Source organism: Allosediminivita pacifica (genome assembly GCF_003054175.1).
GTDB classification, from domain to species: domain Bacteria; phylum Pseudomonadota; class Alphaproteobacteria; order Rhodobacterales; family Rhodobacteraceae; genus Allosediminivita; species Allosediminivita pacifica.
Genome location: NZ_QBKN01000007.1, coordinates 81,742 through 98,164 on the forward strand (window position 1 = coordinate 81,742; position 16,423 = coordinate 98,164).

General features: G+C 67.0%; 17 protein-coding genes. 13 read left to right on the forward strand and 4 right to left on the reverse strand.

The genetic code is table 11. The features are described 5' to 3' along the window. Window positions 1–33: 33 nt before the first annotated feature. Entirely contained in the window at window positions 34–564 is a 531-nt protein-coding gene (locus tag C8N44_RS07145) for a gamma-glutamylcyclotransferase (RefSeq protein ID WP_107975500.1), read from the reverse strand. Between the two features lie 64 nt (window positions 565–628). On the opposite strand from C8N44_RS07145, the gene C8N44_RS07150 reads away from it, so the two are divergent. The 10 genes from C8N44_RS07150 (at window position 629) to uvrC (ending at window position 10,094) form a co-directional block, all read left to right on the forward strand. Further along, window positions 629–1,573: a DUF2125 domain-containing protein gene (locus C8N44_RS07150; protein WP_107975501.1), complete on the forward strand. Its 945-nt coding sequence runs from the start codon at window positions 629–631 to the stop codon at window positions 1,571–1,573. Window positions 1,574–1,634: 61 nt separating this feature from the next. Beyond that, window positions 1,635–2,909 carry an acetylornithine deacetylase/succinyl-diaminopimelate desuccinylase family protein gene (locus C8N44_RS07155; RefSeq protein WP_107975502.1) on the forward strand — a complete coding sequence of 425 codons (1,275 nt, stop codon included), beginning with the start codon at window positions 1,635–1,637 and terminating at the stop codon, window positions 2,907–2,909. 72 nt (window positions 2,910–2,981) lie between these two features. Beyond that, window positions 2,982–3,896 carry a sulfite exporter TauE/SafE family protein gene (locus C8N44_RS07160; protein WP_107975503.1) on the forward strand — a complete coding sequence of 305 codons (915 nt, stop codon included), beginning with the start codon at window positions 2,982–2,984 and terminating at the stop codon, window positions 3,894–3,896. After that, window positions 3,896–4,654 carry a TIGR02186 family protein gene (locus C8N44_RS07165; RefSeq protein WP_107975504.1) on the forward strand — a complete coding sequence of 253 codons (759 nt, stop codon included), beginning with the start codon at window positions 3,896–3,898 and terminating at the stop codon, window positions 4,652–4,654. Before C8N44_RS07160 ends, C8N44_RS07165 begins: the two co-directional genes overlap by 1 nt. Next, the gene (locus tag C8N44_RS07170) at window positions 4,651–5,085 is read left to right on the forward strand and encodes an acyl-CoA thioesterase (RefSeq protein ID WP_107975505.1); all 435 of its coding nucleotides are present in this window, start codon (window positions 4,651–4,653) and stop codon (window positions 5,083–5,085) included. The genes C8N44_RS07165 and C8N44_RS07170 overlap by 4 nt, the downstream gene beginning before the upstream one ends. Before the next feature lie 105 nt (window positions 5,086–5,190). Further along, window positions 5,191–5,988 (forward strand): S49 family peptidase, encoded by a 798-nt coding sequence (locus tag C8N44_RS07175; RefSeq protein ID WP_107975506.1) that lies wholly within the window; start codon window positions 5,191–5,193, stop codon window positions 5,986–5,988. A 1-nt stretch (window position 5,989) separates the two neighbouring features. After that, window positions 5,990–6,163 carry a hypothetical protein gene (locus C8N44_RS23555; RefSeq protein WP_170121068.1) on the forward strand — a complete coding sequence of 58 codons (174 nt, stop codon included), beginning with the start codon at window positions 5,990–5,992 and terminating at the stop codon, window positions 6,161–6,163. A 1-nt stretch (window position 6,164) separates the two neighbouring features. Beyond that, window positions 6,165–7,115, forward strand: a complete 951-nt coding sequence (locus C8N44_RS07180; protein WP_107975507.1) for a calcium/sodium antiporter — start codon at window positions 6,165–6,167, stop codon at window positions 7,113–7,115. Between the two features lie 13 nt (window positions 7,116–7,128). Next, window positions 7,129–7,920, forward strand: coding sequence for an SDR family oxidoreductase (locus tag C8N44_RS07185; protein ID WP_107975508.1), 792 nt, complete (start codon window positions 7,129–7,131; stop codon window positions 7,918–7,920). Window positions 7,921–8,222: 302 nt separating this feature from the next. Next, window positions 8,223–10,094, forward strand: coding sequence for an excinuclease ABC subunit UvrC (gene uvrC / locus C8N44_RS07190; protein WP_107975509.1), 1,872 nt, complete (start codon window positions 8,223–8,225; stop codon window positions 10,092–10,094). A 160-nt stretch (window positions 10,095–10,254) separates the two neighbouring features. Here the strand turns inward: uvrC and C8N44_RS07195 are convergent, their stop codons facing one another. Beyond that, entirely contained in the window at window positions 10,255–12,477 is a 2,223-nt protein-coding gene (locus tag C8N44_RS07195; protein WP_107975510.1) for a primosomal protein N', read from the reverse strand. A gap of 56 nt (window positions 12,478–12,533) precedes the next feature. On the opposite strand from C8N44_RS07195, the gene fsa reads away from it, so the two are divergent. Next, window positions 12,534–13,187, forward strand: a complete 654-nt coding sequence (gene fsa / locus C8N44_RS07200) for a fructose-6-phosphate aldolase (protein ID WP_107975511.1) — start codon at window positions 12,534–12,536, stop codon at window positions 13,185–13,187. A 192-nt stretch (window positions 13,188–13,379) separates the two neighbouring features. Next, window positions 13,380–13,934, forward strand: a complete 555-nt coding sequence (locus tag C8N44_RS23135; RefSeq protein ID WP_146178816.1) for a hypothetical protein — start codon at window positions 13,380–13,382, stop codon at window positions 13,932–13,934. Window positions 13,935–14,087: 153 nt separating this feature from the next. Here C8N44_RS23135 and C8N44_RS07205 read toward each other — a convergent pair whose 3' ends face one another. Further along, window positions 14,088–14,933, reverse strand: a complete 846-nt coding sequence (locus C8N44_RS07205; protein WP_107975512.1) for a DUF6206 family protein — start codon at window positions 14,931–14,933, stop codon at window positions 14,088–14,090. A gap of 24 nt (window positions 14,934–14,957) precedes the next feature. Then, window positions 14,958–15,599 (reverse strand): ParA family partition ATPase, encoded by a 642-nt coding sequence (parA, locus tag C8N44_RS07210; protein ID WP_107975513.1) that lies wholly within the window; start codon window positions 15,597–15,599, stop codon window positions 14,958–14,960. 136 nt (window positions 15,600–15,735) lie between these two features. Between parA and C8N44_RS07215 the strand changes: the two genes are divergently transcribed. Next, the gene (locus tag C8N44_RS07215) at window positions 15,736–16,416 is read left to right on the forward strand and encodes a hypothetical protein (RefSeq protein ID WP_107975514.1); all 681 of its coding nucleotides are present in this window, start codon (window positions 15,736–15,738) and stop codon (window positions 16,414–16,416) included. Window positions 16,417–16,423 lie beyond the last annotated feature (7 nt).

The following is a 16,423-nucleotide window of genomic DNA, read 5'->3' on the forward strand; positions in this document are numbered from 1 at the left end:
ACCCTAGATTGTCGCGCCCTTCAATCCAAGCTGTCAGCGTGTCAATTCATGCACGCGGGACATCAACCAGTGCATTTCGGCATCGGGAATGCCCAGTTCCTCGAGATGGCGTGCCGTGTTCTCGAGATATTCCGGGTTCGGGCCGCGCCCGCCGTGGGCGCCTGCGATGATGCGGGCCTGCTCTTCGAGCGGCATGCCACCGCAATACTGCTCGTGGTCGGGATCGATGATGTAGGCCAGCGCCTCGATCCTGCGGCCATCGATCAGGTCGACCCGCAAGCGGCGTTCGAGATAGGCAGAGGACACCAGTTCCCGCTCACGCAGGTAGGCCAGCGTCTCGTCCTCGCTGCCGGATTCGGCGCGCAGCGCGAGCCCGTCGCAGACCGCGCCCGGATGGTGGTCGAGCGCCAGCACCAGCCCCGGCTTCTCGGGCGTGCCGCGATGGTGGATCGAGGACATGCAGAAACTGCGGGCATAGTCCGGCAGGGTGGCGCGCAGGCTTTCGGCCACCGGGAAGCCCGGGTTCCACAGAAGCGATCCGTATCCGAATACCCAAAGGGTCATGGCGCTGGTCCTTCCTTGCGCGCTCCTCTAAACACGATCGGGCCGGAATGCGAAAGAGGCGCACGTGAAACGACTGATATCGCTCGTCCTGATCGCGGCTCTCGGCTGGTCCGGCTACTGGTTCTGGCAGGCGCACGTCGCGCGGCAGGCCGTCACCGGCTGGTTCGAGGACCGCCGCGCCGACGGCTGGCAGGCCGAATATGAGGCCCTGCGGGTGCGGGGCTTTCCCAATCGCATCGACGTCACGCTGGACGCCCCGCGCCTCTCCGATCCCGACCGCGGCGTGGCCTGGCAGGCCCCATTCCTTCAGGTGCTGCGCCTCAGCTACCGGCAGGGGCACGAGATCCTGGTCTTTCCCGACGAGCAGCAGCTGAGCCTGCCCTCGGGCGACTGGGACATAACCTCCCAAGGCCTGCGCGCCAGTGTCGTGCACGAGGGCGACGGCATCCTCATGCGCGCTAATGCCGAGGCCGAGGTGCTGAACCTCAACGGCCCCGAGCGAAGCCTCGCGCTTGCCGGCATGACGGCAGCCATCTCGCAACTCGGCGGACAGGCGGACCAGTACCGCATCGGCCTGGGCGCCGACGCGCTGGCGGGCCAGGGCACGGGCGAAGGCCTGCTGATCGAGGCCATCGTGGACTTCGACGGCCCATGGAATATCGGCGACGGCGCGCGCCCCCGCCCAGAGGAAATCGAGCTGCGCCTTGCGCAATACGAGACCGAGGGCATGGCCCTGAGGCTCTCCGGTACGCTCGACATCGACCCCGACGGCGTCCCCGAGGGGGCACTGACCCTGCAGGCCAAGAACTGGCGCGAATTGCTGGAGACGGCGCGCGAGGCGGGCCAGATCGACCCAACGCTCGCCGAGGCGCTGGAACAGGGCCTGTCGCTTGTCGCCGGGCTCCGCGGCAATCCTGAAACGCTCGACCTGCCGCTCGACTTCCGCGATGACCGCGTCTTCATCGGGCCGGTCCCGGTCGGTCGCGCACCACGCCTGCAACTGCCCTGACCCTCTTGCCAATCCCGCCGCGCCGCCGGACAGTCCGCGCAAACAGGCAAGAGGCAAAACCATGACGGACGGGCTGGACACGCGGATCGAAGACAAGCGCGACGAGTTGATCGCACTCACGCAGGACCTGATCCGCATCCCCACGCTGAACCCGCCCGGCGACTGCTACCGCGAGATCTGCGAATACCTCCGCGACCGGCTCGCACCCCGCGGCTTCGAGTGCACGCTGGTCCGGGCCGAGGGCGCGCCGGGCGACAGCGACCGCCACCCCCGCTGGAACATCGTGGCGCGGCGCGAGGGCACCCGCCCCGGCGACTGCGTGCATTTCAACTCGCACACCGATGTGGTCGAGGTCGGCAGCGGCTGGACCCGCGATCCCTTCGGCGGCGAACTCGACGGCGACCGCATCTACGGGCGCGGCGCCTGCGACATGAAGGGCGGGCTTGCCGCCTCGATCATCGCGGCCGAGGCCTTCGTCGACGAACATCCCGATTTCGCCGGCGCGATCGAGATCAGCGGCACCGCCGACGAGGAATCGGGCGGCTACGGCGGCGTCGCGTACCTGGCCGAGCATGGCTGGTTCGATCCGGCGCGCGTACAGCACGTCATCATCCCCGAACCGCTCAACAAGGACCGGATCTGTCTCGGGCACCGCGGCGGCTGGTGGGCGGAGATCGAAACCAAGGGCGAGATCGCCCACGGCTCCATGCCCTTCCTCGGCGACTGCGCCGTGCGCCACATGGGCGCCGTGCTCGACGCCTTCGAACAGACACTCTTCCCCGCCATGGCCCAGCGCCACACGGACATGCCCGTCGTGCCCGAAGGCGCGCGCTCGTCCACGATGAACATCAACTCGATCCACGGCGGCGAGCACGAGCAGGCCGACGACTACGACGGCCTGCCCGCCAACTGCGTGCCCGACAGCTGCCGCATCGTGATCGACCGCCGCTTCCTGCTCGAGGAACCCTTCGAGGAGGTCCGCGGCGAGGTCATCGCCCTGCTCGAGGACCTCAAGGCCCGCCGGCCGCAGTTCGACTACGCGATCCGCGATCTCAACAGCGTGCAGCCCTCGATGACCGCCCGCGACGCGCCTGTTGTCACCACCGTGACCGAGGCGATCCACGAGGTCATGGGCAAGGCGCCCGACTACGTCGCCTCGCCCGGCAGCTACGACCAGAAGCACATCGACCGCATCGGCACGCTGAAGAACTGCATCGCCTATGGGCCGGGCGTGCTCGAACTCGCCCACAAGCCCGACGAATGGGTGGGGGTGACCGACATGCTCGACAGTGCCCGCGTCATGGGCCGAAGCCTTCAGAAACTGCTCCTGCCCTGATCCGCACCACACAATCTCGCTGCTCCAATCCGCCCCGTTGCCAATCGCGCACCGCAGCCGCAAAGTGAGAGAATGCAGATCTACCTTCCCATCGCCGAGGTCTCGGTCAACGCGCTGCTTCTGCTGAGCCTCGGGCTGCTGGTGGGGATCCTCTCGGGCATGTTCGGCGTCGGCGGCGGTTTCATGATGACCCCGCTGCTGTTCTTCGTGGGCATCCCGCCCGCGGTGGCGGTGGCCACGCAGGCCAACCAGATCGTCGCCTCGTCCTTCTCGGCCCTGCTCGCGCACCTCAGGCGACGAACGGTGGATCTCCGAATGGGGACCGTCCTTCTTGTGGGCGGTCTTTTCGGCTCGGCCGTCGGCATCGTGATCTTCAACTACCTCAAAAGCCTCGGGCAGGTCGATCTGCTGGTGAACCTCTGCTACGTGGTCTTTCTTGGCATCATCGGTGCGCTGATGTTCGTCGAAAGCCTGCGCGCCCTGCGCAAGTCGCGGTCCGGCGCAAAGGCATCGCGGCGCAAGCACACCACCATCCAGAAGCTGCCGCTCAAGATGCGCTTCCGCATCTCGGGGCTCTACATCTCGGTCATCCCGCCGATCCTCGTGGGCTTCTTCGTGGGCGTGCTCTCGGCCATCATGGGCGTCGGTGGCGGCTTCATCATGGTCCCGGCCATGATCTACCTGCTGGGCATGCCGACCAAGGTCGTGATCGGCACCTCGCTCTTCCAGATCATCTTCGTGGCAGGCTTCACCGCCATCCTGCACGCCACCACCAACTACACGGTCGACGTGGTGCTGGCGCTGCTGCTGCTGATCGGCGGCGTGATCGGCGCGCAGTTCGGCACAATCATCGGATCGCGCATGAAGGCCGAACAACTGCGCATCCTGCTGGCCGGCATGGTGCTCGTGGTCTGCGGCAAGCTCGCGCTCGACCTGCTGATCCGCCCCGATGAGCTCTACAGCGTCGGGCCGGCGGGGCAGAGCTGATGCGCCTCTCCGCGCTTCTCCTCCTCCTGCTCGCAGCCGCCCTGCCCGCCCGGGCCGAAGAGGTTGTGCTCGGGCTCAGCAAGGACCAGGTGCGGATCTCGACCGACTTCTCGGGGTCCGAGATCCTGATCTACGGCGCGGTCAAGCGCGAGGGCCCCATCATCGAGGATCCTCCACTTGAGGTGATCATCGCCGTCGCAGGCCCCTCGCGGCCGCTCACCGTGCGGCGCAAGGACCGGCGCTTCGGCATCTGGGTGAACACCGCCTTCGCCGATGTCGATGCCGCGCCCACCTTCTACGCCGTGGCGACCAGCGGCCCCTGGGCCGACGTCATCACCGATACCGAGGACCTGCGCCATCGCATCTCGATCCCGCGTGCCATCCGGGCCGTGGGATCGGGCGTGGACGAGCCGGGCATCTTCACCGATGCCCTCATCCGCGTGCGCGAGGACCAGGGCATCTACCAGCTCAACGAGAGCGCCGTCGAACTGACCGAATCCACGCTCTTCGAGACGGCCATCGAGATGCCCGCCAACCTGACGGAAGGCGCCTACGCGGCGCGCATCTTCCTCACGCGGGCCGGCGGCGTCGTCGCCGAGTACGACACCACGATCGAGGTCCGGAAGGTCGGCCTCGAACGCTGGCTCTTCACCCTCTCGCGGCAACAGCCGCTCATCTACGGCCTGATGTCGCTCGCCATCGCCATCGCGGCGGGCTGGGGTGCATCGGCCGGCTTCCGAATGCTGAGGAACCAATGAGCAGACAACCGCCCGGCACGCGCGCCGACTACCGCGCGTTCATCTCCATGCCCACCCGCTGGCGCGACAACGACGCCTACGGCCACATGAACAACGCCGTCTACATCGAGCTCTTCGACACCGCGCTCGGCTCTTGGCAGATCGCGCAGGGGATCAAGATCCACGGCGAGGGCGCCATGCAGCTTGTCGTCGTGGAATCCGGCTGCCGCTACCATGCCGAGGCCGGCTACCCGGACGCGCTGCAGATCGGACTGCGGCTGGCGCACCTGGGGCGCTCCTCCTTCAAGGTAGAGCTCGCCATGTTCCGCAACGACGAGGACACGGCCTGCGCCGAGGGCTTTTTCAGCCAAGTCCACATGGGCACCGAGGGTCGCCCCGAACCGATGCCGGACCTGCTGCGCGAGGCACTGACGACGCTTGGCGACGGCTGACCGGTGGACCCGCGCCGCGTGCGCGGCTCAGTCGGGGCGCCACAGAGCCGGCTTCTTTTGCGCCGCGCCTTGTTTGGCCTCTCTGCCGCGTCTACATCCCGCCACATGAAACGCTGGATTCCATTCGTCAAATCGTCCCCGACCGTGAACATCGTCCGTCTCCAGGGGGCGATCGGGATGGCCGGACGCGCCAGCATCTCGGACCGCAGCCTCGCGCAGTCGCTCGAACGCGCCTTCAAGCGCGGCAAACCCGCCGCCGTGGCGCTCGAGATCAACTCGCCCGGCGGCTCGCCGGTGCAAAGCTCGCTGATCGGCGCGCGCATCCGGCGCCTGTCGGAGGAAAACAAGGTCCCCGTCTACGCCTTCACCGAGGACGTGGCCGCTTCGGGCGGCTACTGGATCGCCAGCGCCGCGGACGAGATCTGGGCCGACCCCAGCTCCATCCTGGGCTCCATCGGTGTCATCTCCTCGGGTTTCGGCGCACATGTCCTGCTGCAGCGCCAGGGGATCGAGCGCCGTGTCCACACCGCCGGGCGCTCCAAGGCGATGCTCGACCCCTTCCGCCCCGAGAAGGAAGAGGATGTCGCCCGCCTGAACCGGCTTCTGGGTCAGTTGCACGACACCTTCATAGGCCACGTCCGCGACCGCCGCGGCGACAAGCTTGCCGACGACCCCGAGCTCTTCACCGGCGAGGTCTGGATCGGCCAGAGCGCCGTCGAGGTCGGGCTCGCCGACGGCGTCGGGCATCTGGTGCCCAAGATGAAGGAACGCTTCGGCAAGAAGGTCTCCTTCCGCCGCTTCGACCAGCGCAAGCCGCTGCTCTCGCGCGTTGGCGCCAGCGTCGCGCAGGACGCGCTTTCCCAGATCGAGGAACGCGCCGACTTCGCGCGCTTCGGACTGTGACATGATCGTCAAGATCGTCCTTCTCTTCCTGATTGCGATGGGCGTGATGGCGATGTTCGGCCGCTTGCGGATGCCGAAGATCGACCTCACCCGCCGCAAGACCGGTCGCTGTCCCGGCTGCGGACGCCATCGCATCGGCAAGGGCCCCTGCCCCTGCGGAAACGACAAGAGGTAACATGGTATTCGTCTACGCGGCGCTCGGTCTCGTGATCCTGCTCCTGGCGGGGGACGCCCTGGTCAAGGGCGCGGTCAATCTCGCCCTCCGGGTCGGCATCCCCGCCATGATCGTCAGCCTGACCATCGTGGCTTTCGGCACCTCTGCCCCCGAGCTGCTAATCTCCATCAATGCCGCGCTGGACAATGCGCCGGGCATCGCGCTCGGCAACGTGGTAGGCTCCAACACCGCCAACGTCCTTCTGGTGCTGGGCATTCCGGCGCTGATCACGGTGATGCACACCAGCCATTTCAGCAGCCACAAGAGCTACCTCGTCATGATCGGCGGGACACTGCTCTTCATCGCGCTGGCCTTCCGGGGGGTCTTCGACTGGATCTCGGGGCTCATCCTGCTCGCCGCGCTGGCGCTGGTGCTCGGGGACAACCTCCGCGACGCGTGGCGCCACAAGCGCGCCGGCGACCTCGAAGAGGATCTTGAGGACCCAGAGGGCGCCGACCCCGACATGGCCTGGTGGAAGATCCTGCTCTTCCTCGCCCTCGGCCTCGTCGGCCTGCCGCTCGGCGCCGATCTGCTCGTCGACAGTGCCACCGAGATCGCCCAGATGTTCGGCGTGCCCGACACGGTGATCGGTCTCACGCTGGTGGCGCTCGGCACCTCGCTGCCCGAACTTGCCACCACCGTCATGGCCGCCATCCGCAAGCAGGCCGACGTCGCCATCGGCAACGTCATCGGCTCCAACATGTTCAACCTGCTGGCCATCATCGGCGTCGCCTCCCTGATCGCACCGATGGAGGTCGACCCCGCCTTCCTGCGCCTCGACCTCTGGGTGATGCTGGCCGCCTCGCTGCTGCTGATCCCCTTCGTCTTCATGGGCCGCGACATGGGCAAGGGCACGGGCGCGGTCTTGTCCGCGCTCTACGTGGGCTACATCGCAATGGTGTTCTACGTCTGACCAGGAGAGAGCCATGACCCGGACCCACAAGCGTGCCCTCGTCACCGGCGGGGCCAAGCGCCTCGGCCATGCCATGGCGCTCTACCTCGCCGACCGCGGCTTCGATGTCGCCGTCCACTACGGCGGCTCCGAGGAGGCCGCGAAGGAGACCGCCGCCGAGATCGAGGCCAAGGGCTGGAAGGCCGTCCCCCTGCAGGCCGACCTTCTCGACGAGGCCGCGGTGCAGACCCTCCTCCCCCGCGCCGCCGACGCGCTCGGCGGGCCACTGACGGTGCTGGTAAACAACGCCTCGATCTTCGAGCACGACGACATCACCAGCGCCACCCGCGAAAGCTGGGACCGCCACATGGAAAGCAACCTGCGCGCGCCCTTCGTGCTGACCCAGGCGCTGGCCGCCCAGATCCCCGATCCGCTCACCGACGACATGGGCGAACCGCTGCCACAGGGACTGGTGGTCAACATGATCGACCAGCGCGTCCGCAAGCTCACGCCCGAGTTCATGACCTACACCCTCGCCAAGATGGGGCTCTGGGCTTTCACCCGCACCGCGGCACAGGCGCTTGCCCCCCGGGTGCGCGTCAACGGCATCGGCCCCGGCCCCACCCTGCAGGGCGCCCGGCAGAGCGACGACCATTTCTCGCGCCAGCGGCAGGCCACCCTGATGCACCGCGGATCGAACCCCGCCGACATCACCGGAGCACTGGGATATTTCCTCGATTCGCCTGCCGTGACCGGCCAGCTTCTCTGCGTCGACGGGGGCCAGCACCTGAACTGGCAGACCCCGGATGTGCAGGGCGTGGAGTGATCCCCCGCGGATTTATGCACGGGAGGCCGCAGACGCTGCGTAAAGGTAGCACAAATGTTAAGGAACTCAGGACCTTATCATTCCCAGATTTTTTATCCTTTATTTCCAGCGTCTTATTTTTTTGCATAAAAATTATGCGCCTTCAGGAAACGTTCATAAACCAACGAAAAATCCGGCTTGGTCACAGTTTGCCTACAGGTTTATCCACAGAAGTCGTGGATTCATTCCCCCTTGAACCCGCCGTGTTCCGGGGGCAGCGCCAGGGCAGAATCGAGTCGGCAGCCCAAGGATAGCCGCGCGCCATGACCGACAGCACGCCAAAGCCCTCCGAGAAGCCCGCCACCGGCCACAAGGTCATCCAGGGATACCTGCGGATGCTCGACGGCAGCCCGGGGGTCTACCGCATGCTCGATGCGGACAGCCGCGTTCTCTACGTCGGCAAGGCGCGCAATCTCAAGGCGCGCGTCTCGAACTACGCGCGCCCCGCGGGCCACTCGCGCCGCATCGCGCGCATGATCTCGGAAACCGCGTCGATGATGTTCCTCACGACCCGGACCGAGACCGAGGCCCTGCTGCTCGAACAGAACCTGATCAAGCAGCTCAAGCCGAAGTTCAACGTGCTCCTGCGCGACGACAAGAGCTTCCCCAACATCCTGCTCAGCGACCACGCCTACCCGCAGATCCGCAAGCACCGCGGCGCCAAGTCCGAGGGCGGCAGCTACTTCGGCCCCTTCGCCAGCGCGGGGGCCGTGAACCGCACGCTCAACCAACTGCAGAAGGTCTTCCTGCTGCGCAACTGCTCGGACACCATGTTCGACAGCCGCACCCGCCCCTGCCTGTTGCACCAGATCCGCCGCTGCAGCGCCCCCTGCGTCGGCAAGATCAGCGAAGAGGACTATGCCCAAAGCGTGAAGGACGCCCAGCGCTTCCTCTCGGGTCGCTCGACCCAGATCCAGGAAACCCTCGCCCGCCAGATGCAGGAAGCTTCCGAGGCCATGGAGTTCGAGCGCGCCGCCGCCCTGCGCGACCGCATCCGCGCGCTCACCACCGTGCAGTCGGCGCAGGGCATCAACCCGCAGGGCGTGGCCGAGGCCGACGTGATCGCACTCCACATGGAGGGCGGCCAGGCCTGCGTGCAGGTCTTCTTCATCCGCGCCAACCAGAACTGGGGCAACCGGGACTTCTATCCCCGCGTGGGCGAGGACGTGGACCCCGCCGAGGTGCTCGAGGCCTTCATCGGCCAGTTCTACGCCCAGAAGGAACCGCCCCGCCTGCTGCTCCTGTCGCACGGGATCGAGGACGAGGACCTCATGGTCGACCTGCTCAGCGAAAAGCGCGGCCGCAAGGTCGAGATCGCCGTGCCCCAGCGCGGCGAAAAGGCCGAACTCATCGAACACGCCGCCCGCAACGCCCGCGAAAGCCTCGCCCGCAAGATGGCCGAGGGCGCGGCCCAGGGCAAACTGCTCGCGGGCCTGGCCGAAGCCTTCGGCCTAGAGGGCCCGCCGAAACGCATCGAGGTCTACGACAACTCCCACATCCAGGGCACCAATGCGGTGGGCGCGATGATCGTCGCCGGCCCCGAGGGCTTCGAAAAGAACCAGTACCGCAAGTTCAACATCCGCGGCGACGAACTCACCCCGGGCGACGACTTCGGCATGATGAAAGAGGTCCTCACCCGCCGCTTCAAGCGCCTCCAGAAGGAAGACCCCGACCGCGAGAAGGGCCAGTGGCCTGACCTGCTGCTGATCGACGGCGGCGCCGGACAGGTCAGCGCCGTCGAAGAGATCATGGAGGACATGGGCGTCGAGGATCTCCCCATGATCGGCGTCGCCAAGGGCGTGGACCGCGACCACGGCAAGGAAGAATTCCACCGCCCCGGTCAACGCCCCTTCGCGCTGCGCCACAACGATCCGGTTCTATACTTCGTCCAGCGCCTGCGCGACGAGGCCCACCGTTTCGCCATCGGCACCCACCGCGCCAAGCGCGCCAAGTCCATGAGCGCCACCCCCCTCGACGACATCCCCGGCGTCGGCGCCACCCGCAAGCGCGCGCTGCTGTCGCACTTCGGCTCGGCCAAGGCAGTGAGCCGCGCCAACCTCGCCGACCTCAAGGCCGTCGACGGCGTCTCAGAGGCGCTGGCCGAGCGCATCTACGACTTCTTCCAGGACGGCTGAGCAGGCGCAATCCGCCCCCGCTTCTTCTTGGCCCAAATACTCCCGGGGTGAATGGGCCCGCAGGGGCCAGAGGGGCGGCGCCCCTCCCGCGGGGTCCGGGGGCCTGCCCCCGGCGCATCGAGAGCGCGCGGCACGCGCGCCCCGCCCTACCGGAAACGGGTCAGAAGAAACTCTGCGGATCGATGTCGATGGCCAGCCGCAGGTCGCCCTTCAGCTTCACCTGCCCCGCCCAGGCGGCCAGCGCCGACTGCAGCGCCACACCCTTCGGCGCCTTCACCAGCAGCCGCACCCGGTGCCGCCCGCGCACCCGCGCGATGGGCGCGGGCGCGGGCCCGTAGACCTGCGCGCCCAGCCGCCGCAGGACGCCGTCGTTGCGCGCGAGGTAGGTGCCGAGGTCGAAGACCTGCGCCGCATCGCTTCCCGACAGGATCACCGCCGCCAGCCGCCCGTAGGGCGGCATGCCGGCCGCGCGTCGCCCTTCCGCCTCGGCCGCCCAGAAGGCCTCCTCGTCGCCGTGCAGGATTGCCCGGATCACCGGGTGCTCGGGCTGGTAGGTCTGCAACAGCGCCACGCCCGGCGCCTCGGCCCGTCCGGCGCGGCCCGCCACCTGCCGCATCAGTTGAAAGGTCCGCTCCGCCGCGCGCAAGTCCGATCCCTGCAGGCCAAGGTCCGCGTCGATCACGCCAACCAGCGTGAGCTTTGGAAAGTTGTGCCCCTTGGCCACAAGCTGCGTGCCGATGATGACGTCGGCGCCCCCCGCGGCGATGGCCTCGATCTGCGCCTTCAGCTCCCGCGCGCTGCCGAAAAGATCCGAGGACAGCACCGCGATGCGCGCCTCGGGGAAAAGCTCCTGCGCCTCTTCGGCCAGCCGCTCCACGCCCGGCCCCACGGCGGCCAGCTTGTCCTCGACACCGCAGCTCGGGCACGCCTCGGGCATGGGCTGGCTCTCGCCGCACTGATGACAGACCAGCCGCTTCAGGAACCGGTGCTCGACCAGCCGCGCGTCGCAATGGGGACAGCCCACCTGGTGCCCGCAGGCCCGGCAGATCGTGACCGGCGCATAGCCCCGCCGGTTCAGGAAAAGCAGCGCCTGCTCGCCCCGGCCGATCCGCTCGCGCACCGATCCCGCCAGCTCACCCGAGATCCAGCGGTTCGACGGCAGGTCCTCGCCGCGCATGTCATGCGTGCGCATCTCGGGCAGTACCGCCGGGCCAAAGCGGGCGGTCAGCGTCAGCCGGTCGTACTTGCCCGCCTCGGCATTGGCCCATGTCTCGAGCGAGGGGGTCGCCGAGGCCAGCACCACCTGCGCCCCCGCGATGGCGCCGCGCAGCACCGCCATGTCCCGCGCGTTGTAAAGAACCCCGTCCTCCTGCTTGTAGGAATTGTCGTGCTCTTCATCCACGACCACCAGCCCCAGATGCTGGAACGGCAGGAACAGCGCGGACCGCGCGCCCACCACCATCTGCGCGCGCCCCTGCGCCACCATCTGCCAGACCCGGCGCCGCTCGGTCGTGGTGACGCCGGAATGCCATTCCGCGGGCCGCGCGCCAAAGCGTTTCTCCACCCGCGTCAGGAACTCCGACGACAGCGCGATCTCGGGCAGCAGCACCAGCGCCTGACGCCCCTGCCGCAGCGCCTGCGCCACGGCCTCAAGGTAGACCTCGGTCTTGCCCGACCCGGTGACCCCTTTCAGCAGAACCGTGCGATAGCGCCCCTCGGCCTGCGCCGCCCGCAGTGCTTCGGAGGCCTTTGCCTGGTCACCGGTCAGTTCCTTGCCCGGCAGCGTGGGGTCGAGATGCGGGAAGGGCGTGTCGCGCGGGCTTTCCTCCTCGTGCACGGCGCCGCTCTTCACCAGCCCCTTCACCACCTGGTTCGTGACCCCGGCAGACGAGGCCACCTCGCCCAGCGTCAGCGCCAGCCCGCCCATCTCCTCCAGCACATCGAGCACCCGGCGCCGCGCGTCGGTCATGCGATCCGGTTCGCCCTCACCGCGGCGGTAGATCTTGCGCATGGACACCGGCTCGCCCAAGCCCGGCGCCCGCGTCGCCAGCCGCAGCATGGCCGGCAGCGGCGTCAGCGTGTAGTCGGCCGCGCGTTCAAGAAAGCTACGCAGTTCGTCGCGCATGGGCACCGCGTCCAGCACCCGGTTCACCGGACGCAACTTGGCCAGCGGCACGTCGCCCTGCCCCGGCCCCCAGACCACGCCCAGCACCTTGCGCGGCCCCAGCGGCACCTCGACGAAGGCACCAAGGGGGCAGCCGCCCTCGGGCGCGCGGTAATCCAGCGCCCGGTCGAGCGGCTGGGTGGTCATGACGGCGACCGGCTCGCCCGTGTCGAAGAAGTCTTGCGGGAGGCTGGGATGTTCCGGGGTTTTGCGTGGCATGAAAAAGGGGTAAATCGCCCGGGAGAGAAGGCCAAGCCATCAAGGGAGGCAGCCCCGTGAAATTCTTCGTAGATACCGCCGACGTCGCCGCGATCAAGGAACTCCACGAGCTCGGCATGGTCGACGGTGTGACCACCAACCCGTCGCTCATCAAGAAATCGGGGCGCAACATCCTCGAAGTGACCAAGGAGATCTGCGATCTCGTCGACGGTCCCGTCTCGGCCGAGGTCGTGGCGCTCGACGCCGACGCGATGATCGCCGAGGGCCGCAAGCTGGCCGAAATCGCCGAAAACATCGTCGTGAAGGTGCCGCTGACCTGGGACGGCCTCAAGGCCTGCAAGACGCTCTCGGACGAGGGCCGCATGGTCAACGTGACGCTCTGCTTCGGCGCCTCGCAGGCACTGCTGGCCGCCAAGGCCGGCGCGACCTTCATTTCGCCCTTCATCGGCCGGCTCGACGACATGAACATCGACGGGCTCGACCTGATCCAGGACATCCGCGAGATCTACGACAACTACGGTTTCGAGACCCAGATCCTCGCCGCCTCGATCCGCTCGGTGAACCACATGTCCGACTGCGCCAAGATCGGCGCCGACGTGGCCACCGCGCCGCCGAACGTGATCCAGGCCATGGTCAAGCACCCGCTGACCGACAAGGGCCTCGACACCTTCGTCGCCGACGCGAAAGCCGCGGGCATCAAGATCGTCTGATCTGCCCGCAGCGCTGGTTTTTCAGGGCCATGCCTCACGGGGCGTGGCCCTTTGTCTTTTTGGGTGTCCGCAAACCTAACTGGTCCGAGCCGACGGGTGTCCGCTTCGAACCCATAGTGACGGATGCTGCGTATTGCGTGGATCTCTGACAGGTCTATCTTGCTCCGAAACCAAGAGAGTGGCTGGCGAAGCATGCAGACTGAAATAAATCGCCTACGAAACATCTTTGAAGCTATTGTGCTTACTGGTGTTTTCAGCGTGCCCACATTTGGTTTTGCTGACCACGTTCCCGACAACCTTTCTCAAGACCTCGACCCGAATTACATTGCATGCCTGATGGCGGTTGATGACGCCAAAATGGAGTTTCGTGATGCACTCCAATCTACATGCCTCCGACGCATGGGGGACCTTTGCAGCGGAAGGAATGGAATTGCTCTTCCGTCCCAAGTCGTTGGGTGCATGAACTTTGAGACCCAAAGGGGCATCAGTTTTTTGAAAGTTGCAGCAAACGACCTCCCTTCATCAGTCGAAAAGGAAGGTCTTTTCGGACATGGGTATGAGAGGCGGCGTTCCAGAATCTTAAAGGATGTGGAAACACTCGAGAATTCGGCCAAGCCTCAAAGCATCGAAACCGCCATTCAGCAGAGCATCATCATGACATCGGCAGCCATTGCCTTGTTTTGGCTGGCTCGCGAAACGCAAACATCGTTGGAACGGCACGTAAAGGCCTCTTTTGGTCGTCATTGAAGTCGGTAATTGTCGCGCCGACACTCGTGTTGTGTAGCTGGGAGCGGCAACTTCGTCCGCTTAGCTGACCAACACAGCTTGCGCACGCCCCTGCCTTTACCGCTCGGCGACAAACCCGGTGCATCAGGACTGCCCCGGTCAGTCGGGCAGATCCTAGAGGTTCGGCTCGCCCTGCAGGCCCATGAGCTTGCGGAACCCCGTCCAGTAGCCCGGCAGCTTCGGCGGCGCCTTGAGGCCCGCCAGCGCCTCGTCCGCCCAAGGCTGCATCTCCGCCTTCACGAAGCCGCGCCCCCAGTCGAGATAGGCCTGCGCATCATCCGGCCGCAGGCGGCAGGCCGATCCCACCAGCCCCACCAGCGTCTCGGGCGGCGAATACCATTCGTCCTGGATGCCCGTCACCTTGCGCCGCAACAGCGGACCCACGGTGCGCATCAGCCGGCTGTCCGAGAACAGCAGCAGCATCCGGCCCATTTCCTCGCGGTCGTAGTGGATGAGCGGCGGGAAGGTGTCGAAGAAGACCGCCCGCCCGTCCACGATGGCGAAGTTGCGGATCGAGGGGTGAAAGCCGATGCGCGTCTCCTGACCCTCGGCCCAGTGCCAGAAGCGCGCGATCACCTCGCCCGCCGACTGCATCATCTCGAGCGTCCGCTCCAGCGGTTCGGACTGCATCAGCGGCCTCATCAGGCTGTCGGTCGGCAGCGCCTCCTGCAGGATCACCGGCACCCGCGCGCCGTCGATCTCCAGCAGGTGAAACTCCGTTTCGGGCAGCGGCACCTCGGCCGCGCGCAGCGCGAAGACGTAATCGTCGTGATACCGCTTCAGCCGGTCGAGCGCCGCGCCATCGGAGAGCCCCCGGTAGACCTTGACCACCCTGTCGGAAAACGGCCCCTCGGCGGGCCGGAAGGGCGCGCAGAAATACCCCAGCTTGGAAATCGTCTGGCCCCGGGCGGCGCTGTCGGCGCGGATCAGATCGGAAAGCGCGGCAATATCGGTCGGCATGGCGGTCCTCCTAGCCTCGCCCGCTTAGCCCAGCGACAGGATCTCCGCCACCTCCGAAGTCAGATCCGTCACCTCCTTGTGCGCCGGACCTTTCGGCATCTCGAGCACCCCGCGCCCTTGCCCGGCGGCTTCGGCATAGGCCACGCGGTTGGCAAAACCCGATTTCGCGATGCGCGCCTCGAGCTGCTCGGCCTTCTTGGCCACGTCGGCGCCAAGCCGGGTGCCCTGCCGCGTGCGGTTCATCACCACCAACGCCTCGCGCCCCTCGCGCTGTGCGAGATCCAGCACGCTTTCGGTAGCCCAAAGGTCCACGTGGCTGACCGAAACCGGCACGATCACCAGATCCGCCACCCGCAAGGCCGGGCGCAGATCGCTGTCGGCCTTGGGCGGCGTGTCGATGATGACCACGTCGTTCGCACCCGAAAGCTTGCGGCACTCGTAGGAAATCCCCCAGGCCGAGGAGGTGGCGAAATCCATCCCCTCGACAAGATCCGGCAGCGTTTCGGCCCGCGTCATGAACCAATGCCCGAGGCTGCCCTGCGGGTCGAGGTCCACCACCGCCACGCTCAGCCCCCGTCGCCGGAAGCCGACCGCGAGGTTGGCCGCAACGGTGGTCTTGCCGCTGCCGCCCTTCTGCTGCGCTACCGTGATGACGGATCCTGCCATGGTCGTTCCCCCTCTGGCCCCCTGTGGTTCGGCAGAGCCTGCACCGCGCCCGATGGAAAATCCACCCGGCACCGCAGAGTTAAACCACTGTTAACCAAGATGACCCAAGCCTTGATGCGGGGGGCCGGAGACGGCCATGACGCATACCGGGCGCATCGCAGCCTGCCTGTTCCTCATCTGCATCGCCGGGCCGCTGTTCGCGGGCGCCTGGCAGCGCGAGCCCGGCACCGGCTTCGCGAGCCTCACGCAGCGCCTGTCGTGGCCGCAGGACACCACCACCTGGCAAAGCTATGAGCCCACCGCGCGCTATACCTCGCTCTACCTCGAATACGGGATTGCCCCGCGCACCACGCTGGGCCTCGACCTCGGGCTCGCGGTCTCGGGCGCGGAAAAGCTCGTGGTCTTCGCGCAGCGCCCCCTGCACCAGCCCGACCGCGGCGCCCGTCTTGCCTACGAGATCGGCTTCGGGCGGATCGCAGGGCAGACCGTCCTGCGCCCCGGGCTCTCACTCGGCCTCGGCTGGGACAAGGGCTGGTTCGCCGCCGATGCCATCGCCGAAATCCCGCTCACCTTCGACGCCACCGACATCAAGATCGACCTGACCCTGGGCCGCAACCTGCCAGAGGATCACAAGCTGATCCTCCAGCTCCAGACCGGCGATACCGAGATGGACCCGCCCTTCGTGCGGCTCGAAACCTCGGTCAGCCGCCCGCTGCTCGGGCGGTTTCCCCGGCTCAAGGCCGAAACCGGCGTCAGCCTCGGCCTCGTGAACGACGCCTCGATGGGGATAAAATTCGGCCTCGTGACCAGTTTCTAGGCCATCG